Annotated in this window: 15 protein-coding genes; all 15 read right to left on the reverse strand. The window is 52.3% G+C overall.

The features are described from left to right. Window positions 1-34: 34 nt before the first annotated feature. The 15 genes from AC0YNU_RS09050 to topA all read right to left on the reverse strand — a co-directional run bounded on the left by AC0YNU_RS09050 (window position 35) and on the right by topA (window position 15600). Window positions 35-1414, reverse strand: coding sequence for a flagellar hook-length control protein FliK (locus tag AC0YNU_RS09050; RefSeq protein WP_475755429.1), 1380 nt, complete (start codon window positions 1412-1414; stop codon window positions 35-37). A 55-nt stretch (window positions 1415-1469) separates the two neighbouring features. Then, window positions 1470-2366: a magnesium transporter MgtE N-terminal domain-containing protein gene (locus AC0YNU_RS09055; protein ID WP_475756235.1), complete on the reverse strand. Its 897-nt coding sequence runs from the start codon at window positions 2364-2366 to the stop codon at window positions 1470-1472. Window positions 2367-2427: 61 nt separating this feature from the next. Beyond that, complete coding sequence (gene fliJ / locus AC0YNU_RS09060) at window positions 2428-2874, reverse strand: flagellar export protein FliJ (protein WP_475755431.1); 447 nt, start codon at window positions 2872-2874, stop codon at window positions 2428-2430. 9 nt (window positions 2875-2883) lie between these two features. Further along, on the reverse strand, window positions 2884-4218 hold the full coding sequence (gene fliI, locus AC0YNU_RS09065) for a flagellar protein export ATPase FliI (protein ID WP_475755433.1): 1335 nt from the start codon (window positions 4216-4218) through the stop codon (window positions 2884-2886). After that, the gene (locus AC0YNU_RS09070; protein WP_475755435.1) at window positions 4208-5026 is read right to left on the reverse strand and encodes a FliH/SctL family protein; all 819 of its coding nucleotides are present in this window, start codon (window positions 5024-5026) and stop codon (window positions 4208-4210) included. The genes fliI and AC0YNU_RS09070 overlap by 11 nt, the downstream gene beginning before the upstream one ends. Next, entirely contained in the window at window positions 5019-6029 is a 1011-nt protein-coding gene (gene fliG, locus AC0YNU_RS09075; protein ID WP_475755437.1) for a flagellar motor switch protein FliG, read from the reverse strand. The genes AC0YNU_RS09070 and fliG overlap by 8 nt, the downstream gene beginning before the upstream one ends. An 11-nt stretch (window positions 6030-6040) precedes the next feature. After that, window positions 6041-7612, reverse strand: a complete 1572-nt coding sequence (gene fliF / locus AC0YNU_RS09080; RefSeq protein WP_475755439.1) for a flagellar basal-body MS-ring/collar protein FliF — start codon at window positions 7610-7612, stop codon at window positions 6041-6043. Window positions 7613-7655: 43 nt separating this feature from the next. Continuing rightward, window positions 7656-7958, reverse strand: a complete 303-nt coding sequence (fliE, locus tag AC0YNU_RS09085; protein ID WP_475756237.1) for a flagellar hook-basal body complex protein FliE — start codon at window positions 7956-7958, stop codon at window positions 7656-7658. Between the two features lie 37 nt (window positions 7959-7995). Beyond that, window positions 7996-8445, reverse strand: a complete 450-nt coding sequence (gene flgC / locus AC0YNU_RS09090; RefSeq protein WP_475756239.1) for a flagellar basal body rod protein FlgC — start codon at window positions 8443-8445, stop codon at window positions 7996-7998. Window positions 8446-8447: 2 nt separating this feature from the next. Further along, window positions 8448-8858, reverse strand: a complete 411-nt coding sequence (gene flgB / locus AC0YNU_RS09095; protein WP_475755441.1) for a flagellar basal body rod protein FlgB — start codon at window positions 8856-8858, stop codon at window positions 8448-8450. 248 nt (window positions 8859-9106) lie between these two features. After that, window positions 9107-9877 (reverse strand): GTP-sensing pleiotropic transcriptional regulator CodY, encoded by a 771-nt coding sequence (codY, locus tag AC0YNU_RS09100; RefSeq protein ID WP_475755443.1) that lies wholly within the window; start codon window positions 9875-9877, stop codon window positions 9107-9109. Window positions 9878-9910: 33 nt separating this feature from the next. Next, complete coding sequence (hslU, locus tag AC0YNU_RS09105) at window positions 9911-11320, reverse strand: ATP-dependent protease ATPase subunit HslU (RefSeq protein ID WP_475755445.1); 1410 nt, start codon at window positions 11318-11320, stop codon at window positions 9911-9913. 65 nt (window positions 11321-11385) lie between these two features. Further along, window positions 11386-11931 carry an ATP-dependent protease subunit HslV gene (gene hslV / locus AC0YNU_RS09110; RefSeq protein ID WP_162638739.1) on the reverse strand — a complete coding sequence of 182 codons (546 nt, stop codon included), beginning with the start codon at window positions 11929-11931 and terminating at the stop codon, window positions 11386-11388. A gap of 180 nt (window positions 11932-12111) precedes the next feature. Beyond that, entirely contained in the window at window positions 12112-13464 is a 1353-nt protein-coding gene (gene trmFO, locus AC0YNU_RS09115) for an FADH(2)-oxidizing methylenetetrahydrofolate--tRNA-(uracil(54)-C(5))-methyltransferase TrmFO (RefSeq protein WP_475755447.1), read from the reverse strand. A gap of 33 nt (window positions 13465-13497) precedes the next feature. Further along, on the reverse strand, window positions 13498-15600 hold the full coding sequence (gene topA, locus AC0YNU_RS09120) for a type I DNA topoisomerase (RefSeq protein WP_475755449.1): 2103 nt from the start codon (window positions 15598-15600) through the stop codon (window positions 13498-13500). Window positions 15601-15618: the final 18 nt, after the last annotated feature.

Consider the following 15618-nt stretch of genomic DNA (forward strand, 5'->3'; position numbering starts at 1 on the left):
TTCAATGGAATCCTTGTACCTTGCTGGGCTTCAGCTAGGCAATGGTATGAATGCCCCGGCCAAGACCCAAGTCTCGGTCAGCGGCTTGCTGAGCGGAGAGTTCTTCCACGTCCGCAAAATCGATTTCGCCTATCGTATCGTCATCCGACTTATTCCGCTTCGCGGAGCCTTGCTGTTGTCCTTGGGCGCCTTGGCGGTCCTGGAACAGGTTCGGCTGCACCGCTGTTTGGGATACGACCAGCTTATCTACCTGCAGGCCTTGCGACTGAAGCGCGGAACGCAATTGCGCCATTTGGTTCTCCAGCATATCCTTAGCAGTCACGGTGTCCGTGACGAATGACGCGGTCAGCGTTCCGTTATGAACGGAAATGTTCACGTTGACCTGACCCAAATGCTCCGGATACAGCGTAAGCTGAGCTTGAGAAATGCCGCCCGCCGTAGATACGTTAAACTGCTTGACGACCATGCCTTGGATTGTCGATGCGAACTGCTGCACCGGCACCGGCTGTGCGATAACCGGCTTGGTAGCCGTCGCCAGCTGACGCTGGAAATCCAAGTTGACTGCCCCTGGCTGCAAAGTCAGGTCATTCGAATCGGCAGCAAGCTCAGTTAGCGATGTCTCGGCTGTTTCCTTCTCCGGTTTCTGAACGACGTTCAGCACGCCTACATGAAGGAGCTGATGAGCCATTCGCTTCAGATGAGAGTTCGCCTGAGGCGCAGTCAGAAGGGCAAGCATGGAATCGATGCTATCGACTGCGGCCGCTTGATTAGGCGCCGCGACTGCGGCAGTTGACGATTCCGGCTTCTTGCCGCTAAGCAATTGATCAATCGAAGTCAACTGTTTGCTAATCTGCGACAGCTGATCGCGGTTAACCGTCAGGCCCTTCTGATCTTTCAGCATGGCTTTCAGATCAACTAGCGCTTCCTGCAGTCCTGACTTCAGAGCATTCATTTCCTCGAGATTGACGACTGCCGCTTGCCCTTGTTCCTGTGCCGCGGTCTCAGTCACGATCGCACTCGGCTGCTGCTGCAGCGCCGGTATGCCTGCCATTGAACTAAGCAGCATATCGAGCTGCTGAAGCGCGGCAGCCAAATCGTTTTCCGTCGTCGTTTGGGCCAGATCCTCGGTATCGGCATTTCCCAGCTTCGCGATCAACGCTTCAATGGCACTCAATAAATCTGCCGTGGACACATGTTCGCCAAGCAGTGAAGTTGTTGCCGACTGGTTGGATACGCCGCTCGCAGGAGCCGTAGCATCGCTGTTTGCTTGAGCGGTCGTTTCTTTCCCTTGCGTGCCGGCAATCGTTTGATTGAAGGTTTGATTGAATTTGCCGTTATCCGTACCTTTCGTTGAAGCAGCGCTCGAGGCGGCAGGAGCCGGGCTAGGTGAAGCCGTCGTAATCGGCATTTGCATGTATTTCACCTCCTTTCCCCTGAAGGCAGCACATCATGTTTCATGCATCATTTCTTTATTTGCCAACCATCAGCTTGGAAACCAATTGAGCGGTGATGGCTTTATTCGCCGACGACATTTCGGCAAGGATCTTGGAGCGGGCCGCATCGTCCACGGCGTTCAAAATCCGAAGCACCTTGCTCGGACTTACATCCGACATCTTGAGCAGCAGGTCAGCGGCGGCTGCCGGGTCCATTTTGGAGAACGTCGAATTTAATTGCGCCGCGCTCAGTACCGCCTCCGATTGCGTAGTCGCCGTTTGCTGCTTATTGATTCGGGCTTGCAGCGCCGCGATTTGGCGATCTTTCGCCGTCTTTGTGTCTTTGAGCAGAACGGATGCGTCCGCCGCTTTCTTCGGATTCATCTTCTCGAGAATGACCGCCCGATCTTCCGGTCTCATCGCATCCAGCACGAGTACCGCTTCCGCCGTCTCCATGCTTTCCAGAATCGGTGCCGCCTTGCTTGGCGTCATGCTCATGTACATCGAAGCCAGCTCGCCAATTTTGCTTTGGTAGGCGGCATCGCTCAGTTGTTGCTCCGCGTTAGCCTGCTTGAGCTGCTCCATTTGCTGCTGAAGATCCTTAACGGTCTTCGTGAGCGCCGTCTTCTCTTCGACCGTTTTGCCGAGCTCCGATTCTTTCGCGGTCAACTGTGCTTGCAATTCTGCAATCTTGGCCGACGTATTAGCGGACTTAATTGAATCTTCATTTACGGTCTGTCCGTCCTTCACTGACGGTTCGGGCAGAATCCGGTTCAAGACGGGAATGTCATTCCCGATCTCCAGCGCTTTGTTGCGCAGATTAATATTGAATATGGTCACGAGCACGCCGAGCAATATTAAGGTAAATAAAATCGGCGTTACGAAAAACATGAATCTCTCGAACCCGCTGTAGCTTTGCTTTTCCATTTCCACATCCGCCAAAATAAGTCCCTCCCTCGGGCTATGGCTCCCGATTCGCAAAGCCGCTTGTCAGTTATGGAGCTGCATACATGAACCTGACGGTTGCCAGTTCATCCAGCTCGTTCTGTTCTTTTGTCATCCTATCGGCTTGGAACCGCCGCAAGGCATTCTCTTTTGTCTTGAGCCATACCTTCTCGTCCATCATGCGATCGGACAAGAAGCGTCTTCCTTCTTCAACGGCCGACTCCGCCTTCTTCACATCGCGCAGCTTGCGCAGGATGCCGTCATCCAAGAAATCGATATAACTTTGCATCGTCAATATGGCCGATAGCGAGACCGCTTGGCGCGAAGCATGCTGAAGCTTCTCGCACCACAAAGCGCGTTCCTCTTGAAGCTTCTGCAGACTCGACTCTTCCTGGGACAGCTTGCCTACAACCACGGAGAGCTGCCACTCAGCCTGCGATTTCTCGCTTGTCTTCAAATCTACGATCTTCTGATAGGCGTATTGAAATCGAGCCATGAATCAGTGTCAACTCCCGGGATTAGGATGGAAATCATGGATAAGCTGGTCGCGCGACGCTTCATAACCGACCTTCTCGGTCGTCTTTTGACGTGTAAACGCCTGAATCGATTCATTAGATTCGATGGCCTGATCAATTTTTTCGTTCGAACCCCTCTGGTACGCCCCTATATTGATCAGGTCTTCCGAATCTTTATAGATAGCGAGCAATCGCTTCAGCTCATTCGCCGCATCCTGCTGCTCTTCCGGCACGATTTCCTTCATGACGCGGCTAATGGAAGCCAACACGTCGATCGCAGGAAAATGTCCCTTGTGCGCCAATGCCCGGCTTAGCACGATATGTCCGTCCAAGATGCCGCGGACCGCATCCGCGATCGGCTCGTTCATATCGTCCCCGTCGACGAGCACCGTGTAGAAGGCGGTAATCGTGCCTTTCTGCCCTGTCCCTGCCCGCTCCAGAAGTTTAGGCAGCGCGGCAAACACGGATGGCGTGTAACCGCGGGTAGCCGGCGGTTCGCCGATGGCAAGTCCGACTTCGCGCAAAGCCATTGCGTACCGGGTTACGGAATCCATCATCAGCATGACGTTCATGCCGCGGTCTCGAAAATATTCGGCGATCGTTGTCGCGATCAAAGCGCCTTTGATTCGAATGAGCGCCGGTTGATCCGATGTCGCTACGATAACGACGGAACGCGCCAGTCCTTCCGGACCGAGATCCTTCTCGATGAATTCCAGCACCTCTCGTCCGCGTTCGCCGATCAGTGCGATGACGTTCACATCGGCAGATGTGTTGCGTGCAACCATGCCAAGCAAGGTACTCTTGCCGACGCCCGATCCCGCGAAAATGCCGACGCGTTGTCCACGGCCTACGGTTAGCAGACCGTCTATCGCACGTACGCCAATGCTGAGCGGCTCCTTGACCCTCGGTCTCGACAGCGGATTGCTGGGCTGATTGTGCGTCGAATGATGCGGCATGCGGCTGGAGATGTACGAACCGTCCAGCGGTTGTCCCAATCCGTCGAGCACTTTGCCGAGCAGCTCCGTGCCGACTTGAACGCTGAGCGGCTTCCCGGTACCGACTACGTCGCAGCCTGGTCCGATCGATTGAAGCTCTCCGAGCGGCATGAGAATGACTTTGTTATCCCGGAATCCGACGACCTCCGCCTTCAGCGGCTTAGTCGACTTCGCAGGATAGATGAGACAAACGTCGCCAATGCTGGCATCCGGACCTTCCGATTCAACCGTCAGTCCGATGACCTGCGTAACCTTGCCGTTCACGCGCACGGGATCAATGGGTCTTAAGTGCTCGATGTACCGTTCGGGATCCAGTCGATTAGCTTTCATCCTCGACGCCTCGTTCCTCGGCTTGCAGAGCAAGCTGGATCAGCTCCCGCTTGATTTCGGACAGCTGGGTATCGATGCGGGCATCGATGCTTCCGAACGAAGAGCGAATGACGCAGCCGAAAGATTTGACGGTTACATCCGGCACGATTTGAAGCTCGGCCTGCGAATCGATGGCAAGCGACAACTCTTCGCGCGCGGCCTGTACATAGGCGAGCTGCCCGGGCGATACGCATAAGGTAATCACGCCTTGCTCGCGGCGCCTTTCCAATGCTTTGCGAACGATATCGAGCGACCATTGCGGGTCGATGGTCAATTGCTTTTGAATGATTTTCTCGGCAATTGCCGTACTGAGCGCGACAACGAACGGTTCGGCTTCTTGGATAATTTGTTCCTTCGTTTCGAAGGAGGAATCAAGAATCGCTCTTGCTTCCGTCAGCATGGTCTCCCATTCCGCATGCACATGGGCCTCGGCCTTGTCCTTGCCTTCTTGGAAGCCTAGCTGATAACCATCCTGGCGAATCCGCTCCAACGTCTCGTCATCCTGCAGGCGGCGTTCCAGCCACCATTGGTCGATCTGAGCTTGGGCATCGGCATACATGGCTTCGATTTGCTCGCCGGTTTCTTGAATGCGCTGATTCGCAAAGTGCTCGGCGTCATCCAAGATTTGATCCCGCAGCGACATTGTCTCTTCGCTCGGACCAGACGGTTCTTCCTGCTCGGGAGCAGGCTTCACATAGCGGTTGTACCATTCTAGCCGTTTTAAATCTTCGACCGAGATGACATCGGAAGATTTATACAACTTAGACAATGATATCATCCCCTCCGCCGCGGGCGATGATGATCTCGCCGGACTCTTCCAGTCTGCGGATCGTCGCTACGATGCGGGTTTGAGCTTCTTCGACGTCACGCAGCCGAACGGGGCCCATGTATTCCATTTCTTCTTTGAACGTTTCGGCCATCCGTTTGGACATGTTGCGGAAGATCGCTTCCCGCACCTCTTCGCTGGCCACTTTGAGGGCAAGCTGCAGGTCGGCATTCTCGATGTCGCGAATGATGCGTTGGATGGAACGGTTGTCGAGATTGACGATATCCTCGAAGACGAACATCCGTTTCTTGATTTCTTCCGCCAATTCGGGATCTTGAATTTCCAAGGCATCCAGAATGGTACGTTCCGTTCCGCGGTCGACGCCGTTCAAAATTTGAACGATTGATTCAATACCGCCCGCGCTGGTGTAATCTTGAGTAACGGTTGCGGACAGCTTCTGTTCGAGCACGCGTTCCACGTAAGAAATGACTTCAGGCGACGTGCTGTCCATCAATGCGACGCGACGAGCAACCTCGGCCTGCTTTTCTTGCGGGAGCGAAGATAGAATCTGTGACGCTTGCTCCGCTTGCAGATAAGAGAGCACAAGCGCGATCGTTTGCGAGTTTTCGTTCTGAATAAAGTTCAAAATTTGCGCAGCATCGGCTTTGCGCGCGAAATCGAACGGACGAACCTGCAGGTTCGCTGTCAAGCGGCCGATAACTTCCATCGCCTTCTGCTCGCCGAGCGCTTTTTCCAGAATTTCGCGGGCATAGGTGATACCGCCTTGCGAGATGTATTCCTGCGCCACGCAGATTTGATGGAATTCGTTCAAAATCGTTTCCTTGTCAATCGTATCCACCTTGCGCACATTCGCAATTTCGAGCGTCAACTGTTCGATTTCTTCATCTCTTAAATGCTTGAAGATCTGAGCGGAAACTTCAGGACCTAACGAAATTAACAAAATGGCTGCTTTCTGACGACCGCTAAATCCCTGTAACTTTGCCATTCCAGCCACCTCTATTCATCGACGAGCCAAGTCCGGAGTAAATTAACGAACTCTTCCGGCTTACGCTTGGCCAGTGTTTCAAGCTGCTTGCGAACTTGACTTTCGTTTTGAACGCTGTCCAAATCGATTGTCGGATACTCCACTTTTCCGGGAACTGCAGCCATTTCCTCGGCCAATGCAGCTTGTTTTCTGCGGCGGACGACGACATAGCCTAGACCGCCGATCAGTGCCAGTGCCGCTAAACCGATGCCTGCTAGCCAGCCCGTGGACAATGCCGAAGATGAGGAAGCACCGCCATTGTCGATAAAACTTTGCGCCATGATCGAAACCTTTTTCTCGATCAGCGCGTCATTATTTACGTCCTGTCCCGACTCAACCAGCTGGGACCGGACAAGAGAAGCAACCATATTGCCCATCTCTGTTTTTGCGTCGGCGCTCAGTTTTGATTTTTCTACGCCGATACTAATAGAGAGATCTTTGATTACATATGGACCGGACTCGATTTGAACATTGTTCTTGTTGTAATCGTAGTTTGTCGTCCGATCGCTCTCTTCCGAACTACCACCCGAGCTGCTGTCGGTAGCTTCGTAGCCTGGAACGTCGGTTTCTCCCGTTCCCGCAACGCCGCCTGCTCCCGAGCTTGCGCCGGTCGCGGATTTGTTCGTCGAGGATTCGCTGACGACGATGCCGTGGTTATTGTTGTCTTCCAGCGGCGAAACCAGCTGTTGTTCCGATTTCTTCTTATCGAAGTTGATGGAGCTGGACACGCTAACGACCAAATTGTCCATCCCTACCATTGGACCTAGAAACGTTTGGATTTTCTGTTTGATATCATTTTCGTACTTGCGCTGCACTTGATAATGCGTCTCAAGCAGATCGCCGCCAATGCCACTGCCTCCAACTTCACTTGAAGCGAGCAGCTCGCCCTCGGGGCTGGAAATCGTAATGTTTTCCGGTTTAATGTTAGGAACCGATGTTTTTACGAGATTGTAGTAGCCGTCGACTTCCTTCTGTGTCGGGCGGTAGCCTGGGCGCATGGTGATCATGATCGAGGCGGAAGCCTGCTCTTTCTCTTCCGTTGTCATGAACGGCGTCGATTCCGGCAGATTCACCAGTACGTTCGACTTCTGAACGCCTTGCATATCATTCAGCAAACGCTGAATTTCCCCGTTTAACGCGCTTCTGTATTTCACGTCAAACTCACGATCCGTCGAACCGAACATCGAAGAGCTGTCATTGAAGGATTCAAAGCCGATCGAACCGTTACGAATAATGCCTTGCGAGCCTGCTTCCACCTTTACGCGAGCGGCATCTGCCGTCGGTACCGATATCGTTTGTCCCGCATCCGACAGCTTGTACGGAATTTTGCTTGAATCCAAATACTCCATGACTGCCGCTGCATCCGTGCTATCCAAATCGCGAAAAGCAACCTCGTAATTCGTCTTCGAGAACAGAAGCGTCAACAAAATGATCGTCAAGATAAGAATGGCGGCTGAAGCACCTAGCCAAATTTTCTGTTTCTTCTCCAATACTCTCCAATACTGAGCGGTCTTCGCTCGATATTGGGCAAATTTCTCGTTCACGATTCCACCTCACTGTTAGCTTCCAATGCTTGTTGAAATGCCATTAGAGTTGCATCCGCATAATCTCCTGATAAGCCTCTATCACTTTGTTGCGGACTTGTGAGGTAAGCTGCAATCCGAGCTCTGCTTGTTCGCTTGCAATCATGACTTGCGATACGTCTACATTGCCGAGCAGATATTGATCGTTCATGGTATGTACGTTTTGTTCTTGGGCACTGACGCCGTCGAGTGCATTTTGAAGGAAATCACCGAACGTTTTTGTAAGATCCGCCGGTGTTGAGGAAATGCCGGGGGTGTTGGTTTGGATAGGCTTAAGAAATTGTGACTGCACGGTGTTAAGCGTCATGGGGTTAATCAAGGGTATCCCTCCGCGTTATCTCTGTTTATTTGCCGATTTCTAGCGCTTTGACAAACATACCTTTCGTGGCGTTGAGCGCAGTCACGTTCGCTTCGTAGGAACGGGAAGCTGAGATCATATCCACCATTTCCTTCAACACGTCCACATTAGGCATTTTTACATACCCATTCTCATCGGCATCCGGATGTGTCGGATTGTATACGAGCTTCGAAGGCGTGGAGTCTTCCATGATTTTCGTTGCTTTCACGCCAGGCGTGCTGCCGGACCCGTTCATTTGACCGTTCAACGTATCGGCAAACGATTGAGCGCCCGGTTCAAGCACGACCATTTTGCGTTTGTAAGGCTCATAGCGTCCGTTCACAAAGGAGGCTCTTGTCGTTTCTGCATTCGCAATGTTCGAAGAAATGACATCCATCCGTAGACGCTGGGCCGTCAGCGCGGAGGCGCTGGCATCAAACCCGCTCGTCAGTCTCATCATCAGCTTCTCCCTTCGATCCCGATGCGCATCATTTTCACATCGTGGTTAATTTGCTGCACGTAGAAATTGTAATTCAACTGATTTTTGGCAAGCAGCGACATCTCGCGATCGATATCCACGTTATTGACGTCGTTGTTCATGACGCTAGTTTCATTCGTAACGATCTGAGCCTGCGGCACGGTGCCCGAAGATCCGATGGGAATATGTCTTGCATCCGTCCGCTTACCGGCTATTTGAAACCTCCCGGATCCCATGCTTTGCTCTAGCAGCTGCTCAAATACGACCTCGGAACGCTTGAATTTTGGCGTATCTACATTGGCAATATTGTTGGAAATGACACGTTGACGCATTTCCGCAGCATTTAAGGCGCCCTGCATTCGACCGAATTCCGGGCCATTCAACAAATTCACTGAAAAACCCCGCTTTCATCGTCTGATATTTGAGTAATTCAACAAAATACTTACCATATCCTTCTTTTTTCGACAAAGAAAAATGAAAATTATGAGAAACTCTTGTCGAAGATTACGACAACCTAATCTTCCTCAACTTCCTAATTTATTACAATAAGAAAAAAGCCCTATCTTTGTCGAAGATAGGACCAAAAAACAGGCTATTTGTACTGGTTTTTGAATGGATTTTGTAATAATGAGTGGGAAAGCTAGCTTTTATTCTTTTTGAGCTCCTGAAGGAGCTGGGTATTCAAGATTCGGATATAGGTCCCTTTCATGCCCAAGGACCTCGTTTCGATGACGCCGGCACTCTCGAGCTTGCGGAGCGCGTTGACAATGACAGAACGGGTAATCCCCACCCGATCCGCGATTTTGGAAGCTACCAATAGCCCCTCTTTCCCGTCAAGCTCATCGAAAATATGCTCGACCGCTTCCAGCTCGCTGAAGGACAAGGAGCCTACCGCTACCGCTACGACGGTTCTGCTTCTAGCTTCATGCTCGATCTCTTCCGCCCGTTCACGCAATATTTCCATACCGACGATCGTGCTTCCGTATTCAGCCAAAATCAATTCATCGTCACCGAACGACTCCGAGCTTCTTAATAGAATAAGCGTTCCCAGGCGGTCCCTGCCGCCTACGATCGGCACGACGGTCATTATATCCGGCGCGGCCATCATCGGAAACGACTCCGCTATGCCGATGTCCGGCTTCACATTCGTCGCCGTCTCTTGCATGCTCATAAAGCGTTCATTGCTCTCAGGAGAAAAACGAAGATCGCCCGGCGCCAGCGCGCGGAGCTGCTCGTGTTGATATGGCCCCGCTGCAGCGCACCCCAGTACCTTTCCTCTACGGCTGACGACGAATACGTCTGCCTGAATCGTGGTACACAGGACCTCCGCCATCTCCCGGAAACTGAGCGCTCCGCCGGCCGCTCGTTGCAGCAGCCGGTTGAGCGTTCTTGTTTTTGCCAATAAAATCATTGCTGTATGCCCCCTACTTTCCCTGTCCGTTCCTTAAAGTATATATTGACTCAGATCGCGATTTTTCGCAATATTGCCAAGCTTCTCCCGCACGTATTCCGGCGTGATGGTCAAATGCTCAAGCGACAGCTCCGGCGCCTCGAAGGATAGATCCTCAAGCAGCTTCTCCAAAATGGTATGCAGCCGCCTTGCACCGATGTTCTCCGTATTCTTGTTCACTTCCGCCGCGATCGAGGCGAGCTCGAGGACCGCATCGTCCGAGAACGTAATCGTAATGCCCTCGGTTTCCAATAGTGCCGTATATTGTTTGGTTAGCGCGTTTTTCGGTTCAGTAAGAATCTTCACAAAATCATCAAGACTTAAGTTCGTTAATTCGACACGAATTGGGAAACGTCCCTGCAATTCCGGTATCAAGTCGGACGGCTTCGCCATATGGAACGCGCCGGCAGCAATAAACAATACATAGTCCGTTTTGACCGGACCATATTTAGTCATCACCGTCGAGCCTTCTACAATAGGCAAAATGTCCCGTTGTACACCCTCGCGTGAGACGTCAGGCCCAGATCCGCGTGAAGAACTGGCTATTTTATCGATTTCATCAATAAAGATGATGCCCGATTGTTCCGCCCGGCTGACGGACTCCGCGATGACATCATCCATATCAATCAGCTTGTTGGCCTCTTCTTGGATGAGCGCTTTACGCGCTTCTTTAACCGGCAGCTTGCGCTTCTTCGATTTCTTCGGCATCAACTGACCGAACAGCTCCTGCATATTCGCCCCCATGCCCATACCCTCGTTGCCTTGTCCCGAAAGCATATCCAGCATGTTCGGCGAATTATCTTCAACTTCGATCTCGATAATCTCGTTCTCCAGCTTGCCGGCAGCGAGCTGCTCTTTCACCTGCTTACGCCGTTCGATGACCGACGTACTCTCTGTCGGTTCCGCTTCCGGCTCTTTCTCAGAGCTGCTGGAATTGCCGAATAACATTTCCAGCGGATTCTTCGATGACTTGGCTTTCACGGACGATGGAACGAGCAGCGTGACGATTCGATCGTTCGCCAACGCCTCAGCTTTGTCCTTCACCTTCTCCGTCTTCTCCAGCTTCACCATTCGAATCGCCGTCTCCACAAGATCCCGGACCATGGATTCGACATCGCGACCGACGTAACCGACTTCCGTAAACTTCGTCGCTTCTACCTTAACGAACGGTGCATTGACAAGCTTAGCCAGTCTCCTCGCGATTTCGGTTTTTCCGACGCCGGTCGGTCCAATCATCAAAATGTTTTTAGGGACGATCTCGTCGCGGAGCGCCTCATCTAGACGTCCCCTGCGATAGCGATTGCGGAGCGCTACTGCAACGGAACGCTTGGCCGGCTTCTGTCCAACGATATATTTATCGAGCTCCGTCACGATTTGTCTCGGTGTCAATGCTTCGTTTGGCATCCTTACCCCTCCAATTCGGTCCTTGTACGACTAGCATACTATTCGATCCATTAATGGCTAGCAGTCTATTCGATTTCTTCCACGATAATATTTCGATTGGTAAACACGCATATGTCCGCAGCGATTTCGAGCGCTGATTTGACCATATCCTTCGCTTCCATATGCGGCGCATGCTGACGAACAGCGCGGGCCGCCGCAAGCGCAAAGCTGCCTCCGGAGCCGATAGCAAGAATGCCGTCGTCCGGTTCGATGATTTCCCCGCCGCCCGATATAAGAAGCAGGCCCGTAGCGTCCATGACGATCATCATCGCCTCCAGCTTGCGCAGAACGCGGTCGGAACGCCAATCCTTGGCAAGCTCGACGGCAGCACGCTGCAAATTGCCGTGATGCTCTTCCAGCTTGCCTTCGAACTTCTCAAATAAGGCAATCGCATCGGCTACGGATCCAGCAAACCCCGCAATGACCTGCCCCCGGTATAGACGCCGAACTTTCTTGGCGTGATGTTTCATTACCATACTGTTGCCGAACGTTACTTGCCCGTCGCCGGCGATAGCCCCTTTTCCGTTATGCCGTACCGCGCATATGGTCGTTGCATGGAACTCCATGTTCATCGTAATGCCTCCTTCGATAATCGAGTCGAGCGTAGAAGGTACTTTGTCGATCATTGCTTCTATTCGTAAGAATAGCTTGAGTTTTGAAAAAATTTCAAATAAAAGGAAACAGCGGCCGCTGTTCGCTCCTTGCTGCCGCTGTCGCTATTCTGTCGCTAATCCAGGAGTTGCTTATTAATACTACTCCTGCAGAGCTTCTTGTACTGTCCCGTCTCCGGCTAAATGCGTTTCTTGGAATCGTGCCAGCTGCTCGAGCGCCCGGTTCGCAATCGCGTCATTTTTGTCCTTCTTGCTGCGCATACGCTTCTCAAGCGGCGGGAACAGGCCGAAGTTGGCATTCATCGGCTGGAAGTGCTTGAAATCCGCCGTCGTGATATATTGCGCCATACTGCCAAGCGTCGTATCCGCAGGGAAGACGATCGGCTCCAAGCCCTTGGCAAGCCGACCGGCATTAATACCGGCGATGAGACCCGAGGCCGCCGACTCTACATATCCTTCAACGCCGGTCATTTGGCCTGCAAAAAACAGGTTTTCCCGGTTGTTAGCTTGATAAGTAGGTTTGAGCAGCTTCGGCGAATTGATGAAGGTATTGCGGTGCATAACACCGAAGCGAACGAATTCCGCATTCTCGAGCCCCGGAATCAATCCCAGCACCCGCTTCTGCTCGCCCCATTTAAGATGGGTCTGAAAGCCTACCAAGTTGTATAAAGTACCCGCCGCATTATCCTGACGCAATTGCACCACTGCATGCGGAAGCTTGCCCGTGTGCGGGTTAATAAGTCCGACAGGCTTCATCGGTCCGAACAGCGCCGTTTGCTTGCCGCGGCTTGCCATGACTTCGATCGGCATGCAGCCTTCGAAATACTGTTCTTTCTCGAATTCCTTCACTTCGGCCGTTTCCGCGGTTATCAGTGCTTCATGGAAACGGTCAAATTCCTCTTCGGTCATCGGACAATTCAAGTAAGCCGCTTCACCCTTATCGTAACGGGATGCCAAATACACCTTCGACATGTCGATGGAGTCTTTCTCTACGATCGGCGCAGCCGCATCATAGAAATAGAAGTATTCCTCGCCGAGCAGCGATTGAATTTGGGCCGACAGACGCGGAGCAGTCAGAGGACCAGTGGCAATAAGTACGATCCCCTCCGTTGGAATCTCCGTGATTTCTTCCATTCGAACGTCGATGAGCGGATGCTCTTTCAAAGTCCTTGTGATATCGCCGGAAAACCCTTCACGGTCTACGGCGAGCGCGCCGCCGGCCGGAACGGCATTGCGGTCCGCGCTGTCCATGATCAGGGAGTTCATTCGACGCATTTCTTCCTTGAGTACCCCAACCGCATTGGTCAGTCCGTTCGCGCGTAAACTGTTACTGCACACGAGCTCCGCAAATTGATTTGTATGGTGAGCCGGCGTTTTCGTAGCCGGCCGCATTTCATAGAGAGTCACCGGAACGCCCTGCGAGGCGATTTGCCATGCGGCCTCGCTTCCAGCAAGGCCTGCTCCGATGACGGTTACACGTTGTATATCTGACACTGCGCTTACCTTCCTTTCACTTCAGAGCCCCGCTTACAAATCTGCGGATTCCGGCTCGTCGAGCACTTCTTCGTTATGTTCACATTGCGTGCAGGCGAGCTTCACGCCGCTCCGATTGCGCTTCTCTACCATCAAGCCGCCGCAGTTCGGGCAAGGCTTGGCGGACGGCTTATCCCAAGACACATAATCGCAGCCCGGATATTGATCGCATCCGTAGAAATACCGGCCTTTTTTGCTCCGGCGCTCAATAATCTTTCCTTCTTTGCATTTGGGACAAGTAACGCCGATATCCTTGACGATCGGTTTGGTATTCCTGCAGTCCGGGAATCCGGAGCATGCGAGGAACTTGCCGAACCGGCCCATTTTGAAGACCAAATGCCGTCCGCATTTCTCGCAGATTTCATCCGAAATCTCATCCTGCAGCTCGACTTCTTTCATTTCCTCTTCGGCGACTTCAAGGCGCTTCTCGAACGATTCGTAGAAGTTGCCGAGTACGCGTACCCAGTCTTCTTTGCCGTCTTCGACATGGTCGAGGTCTTCTTCCATATGAGCGGTAAATTCCGCATCCAGTATTTCGGGGAAGAACTCTTCCATCATTTGAATGACAAGGTCGCCGAGCTCTGTAGGGATGAACTTCTTCTCTTCCATCGCCACATAACCGCGCTTCTGAATCGTCTCGAGCGTCGGCGCATACGTACTTGGGCGACCGATTCCGATTTCCTCCATCATGCGCACAAGGCGAGCTTCCGAATAACGAGGCGGCGGCTGTGTAAAGTGCTGCTTAGGTTCCACGGATTCCGCTTCGAGCGACTCTTCAACAGCCAAAGGCGGGAGAAATTTCTCTTCGTCCGTCGTGCCGTCATCATTGCCTTCGACGTAGATTTTCATAAACCCTTGAAACTTGACCTTCGAACCAACGGCTCTGAATACGGCTCCATTGCCGACTCCAAAATCAACCGACATCGTGTCCAGAACGGCGGAAGACATTTGGCTGGCAATGAATCGTTCCCAGACGAGTTTATAAAGTCTGAATTGATCCCTGCTCAGATACTCCTTCATGGAGTCGGGATCGCGCAGCACGGAAGTTGGCCGCACGGCTTCATGGGCGTCCTGAGCGTTGCTGTTCTTCTTCGCATACACGCGAGGCTGTTCAGGGAAGAAGGACGGGCCGTACTTCTCTTCGATGTAACCCTTGGCTTCTTCCTGTGCGATCGGCGAAATACGCGTCGAATCCGTTCTCATGTATGTAATGAGACCGACGGTGCCTTCTTTACCAAGTTCGACGCCTTCATAAAGCTGCTGAGCCACGGACATTGTTTTTGAAGCGCGATACCCTAGTTTTCTCGCAGCTTCCTGCTGCAAGGAGCTTGTCGTGAACGGAGCCGCCGGATTACGCAGACGTTCTTTCTCCTTCACTTCGTTGACCGTAAAAGGCGACGAGCCCATTGCATCGAGCACCGTCTGCATAGCCGCTTCGTTGCCAAGGTCGATCTTCTCGCCGTTTAACGAATAGAACTTCGCTTCGAACGTTGCCGAGCCTTTCTTCAGCAGCGCGGTAATGCTCCAATATTCTTCGGGCACGAATGCGTCGATCTCGTTCTCCCGATCGATGATAAGCTTTACTGCTACCGATTGAACGCGTCCGGCAGACAGACCTTTTTTGACTTTCTTCCATAATAATGGACTGATTTTGTACCCGACGAGACGATCGAGAATCCGTCTCGCCTGCTGGGCGTTCACCAAATCCATGTTAATCGGCCGCGGTGTCTTGAACGCATCCTTGACCGCCTGCTTCGTAATTTCATTAAATACGACACGGCAGGTATCGCCTTCGTCGATTTCGAGGTAGTGCGCCAGATGCCAGGCGATCGCTTCTCCTTCGCGATCCGGGTCAGCTGCGAGATAAACTTTTTTCACTTTTTTGCTTGCGTCCTTTAATTCTTTAAGGACGCTGCCTTTTCCACGAATCGTAATATATTTGGGATGAAAATCATTTTCCACTTCTACGCCAATCTGGCTCTTGGGCAAATCTCGAATATGGCCCATCGATGCTTTTACGATGAACTTGCTGCCAAGGTATTTGCCTATCGTTTTCGCCTTTGCCGGCGATTCTACAATGACAAGTGAATCCGCCATAGCTGCGCCCTCCTCTCC

The sequence above is a fragment of the Paenibacillus sp. J31P316 genome (assembly GCF_056269105.1).

Bases quoted from the DNA above. Each gene is read 5' to 3' on its own strand.
- AC0YNU_RS09050 (WP_475755429.1), bottom strand. From the start codon at position 1,414: ATGCAAATGCCGATTACGACGGCTTCACCTAGCCCGGCTCCTGCCGCC.
- fliJ (WP_475755431.1), bottom strand. From the start codon at position 2,874: ATGGCTCGATTTCAATACGCCTATCAGAAGATCGTAGATTTGAAGACA.
- fliI (WP_475755433.1), bottom strand. From the start codon at position 4,218: ATGAAAGCTAATCGACTGGATCCCGAACGGTACATCGAGCACTTAAGA.
- fliG (WP_475755437.1), bottom strand. From the start codon at position 6,029: ATGGCAAAGTTACAGGGATTTAGCGGTCGTCAGAAAGCAGCCATTTTG.
- fliE (WP_475756237.1), bottom strand. From the start codon at position 7,958: ATGACGCTTAACACCGTGCAGTCACAATTTCTTAAGCCTATCCAAACC.
- flgC (WP_475756239.1), bottom strand. From the start codon at position 8,445: ATGAGACTGACGAGCGGGTTTGATGCCAGCGCCTCCGCGCTGACGGCC.
- codY (WP_475755443.1), bottom strand. From the start codon at position 9,877: ATGATTTTATTGGCAAAAACAAGAACGCTCAACCGGCTGCTGCAACGA.
- hslU (WP_475755445.1), bottom strand. From the start codon at position 11,320: ATGCCAAACGAAGCATTGACACCGAGACAAATCGTGACGGAGCTCGAT.
- hslV (WP_162638739.1), bottom strand. From the start codon at position 11,931: ATGAACATGGAGTTCCATGCAACGACCATATGCGCGGTACGGCATAAC.
- topA (WP_475755449.1), bottom strand. From the start codon at position 15,600: ATGGCGGATTCACTTGTCATTGTAGAATCGCCGGCAAAGGCGAAAACG.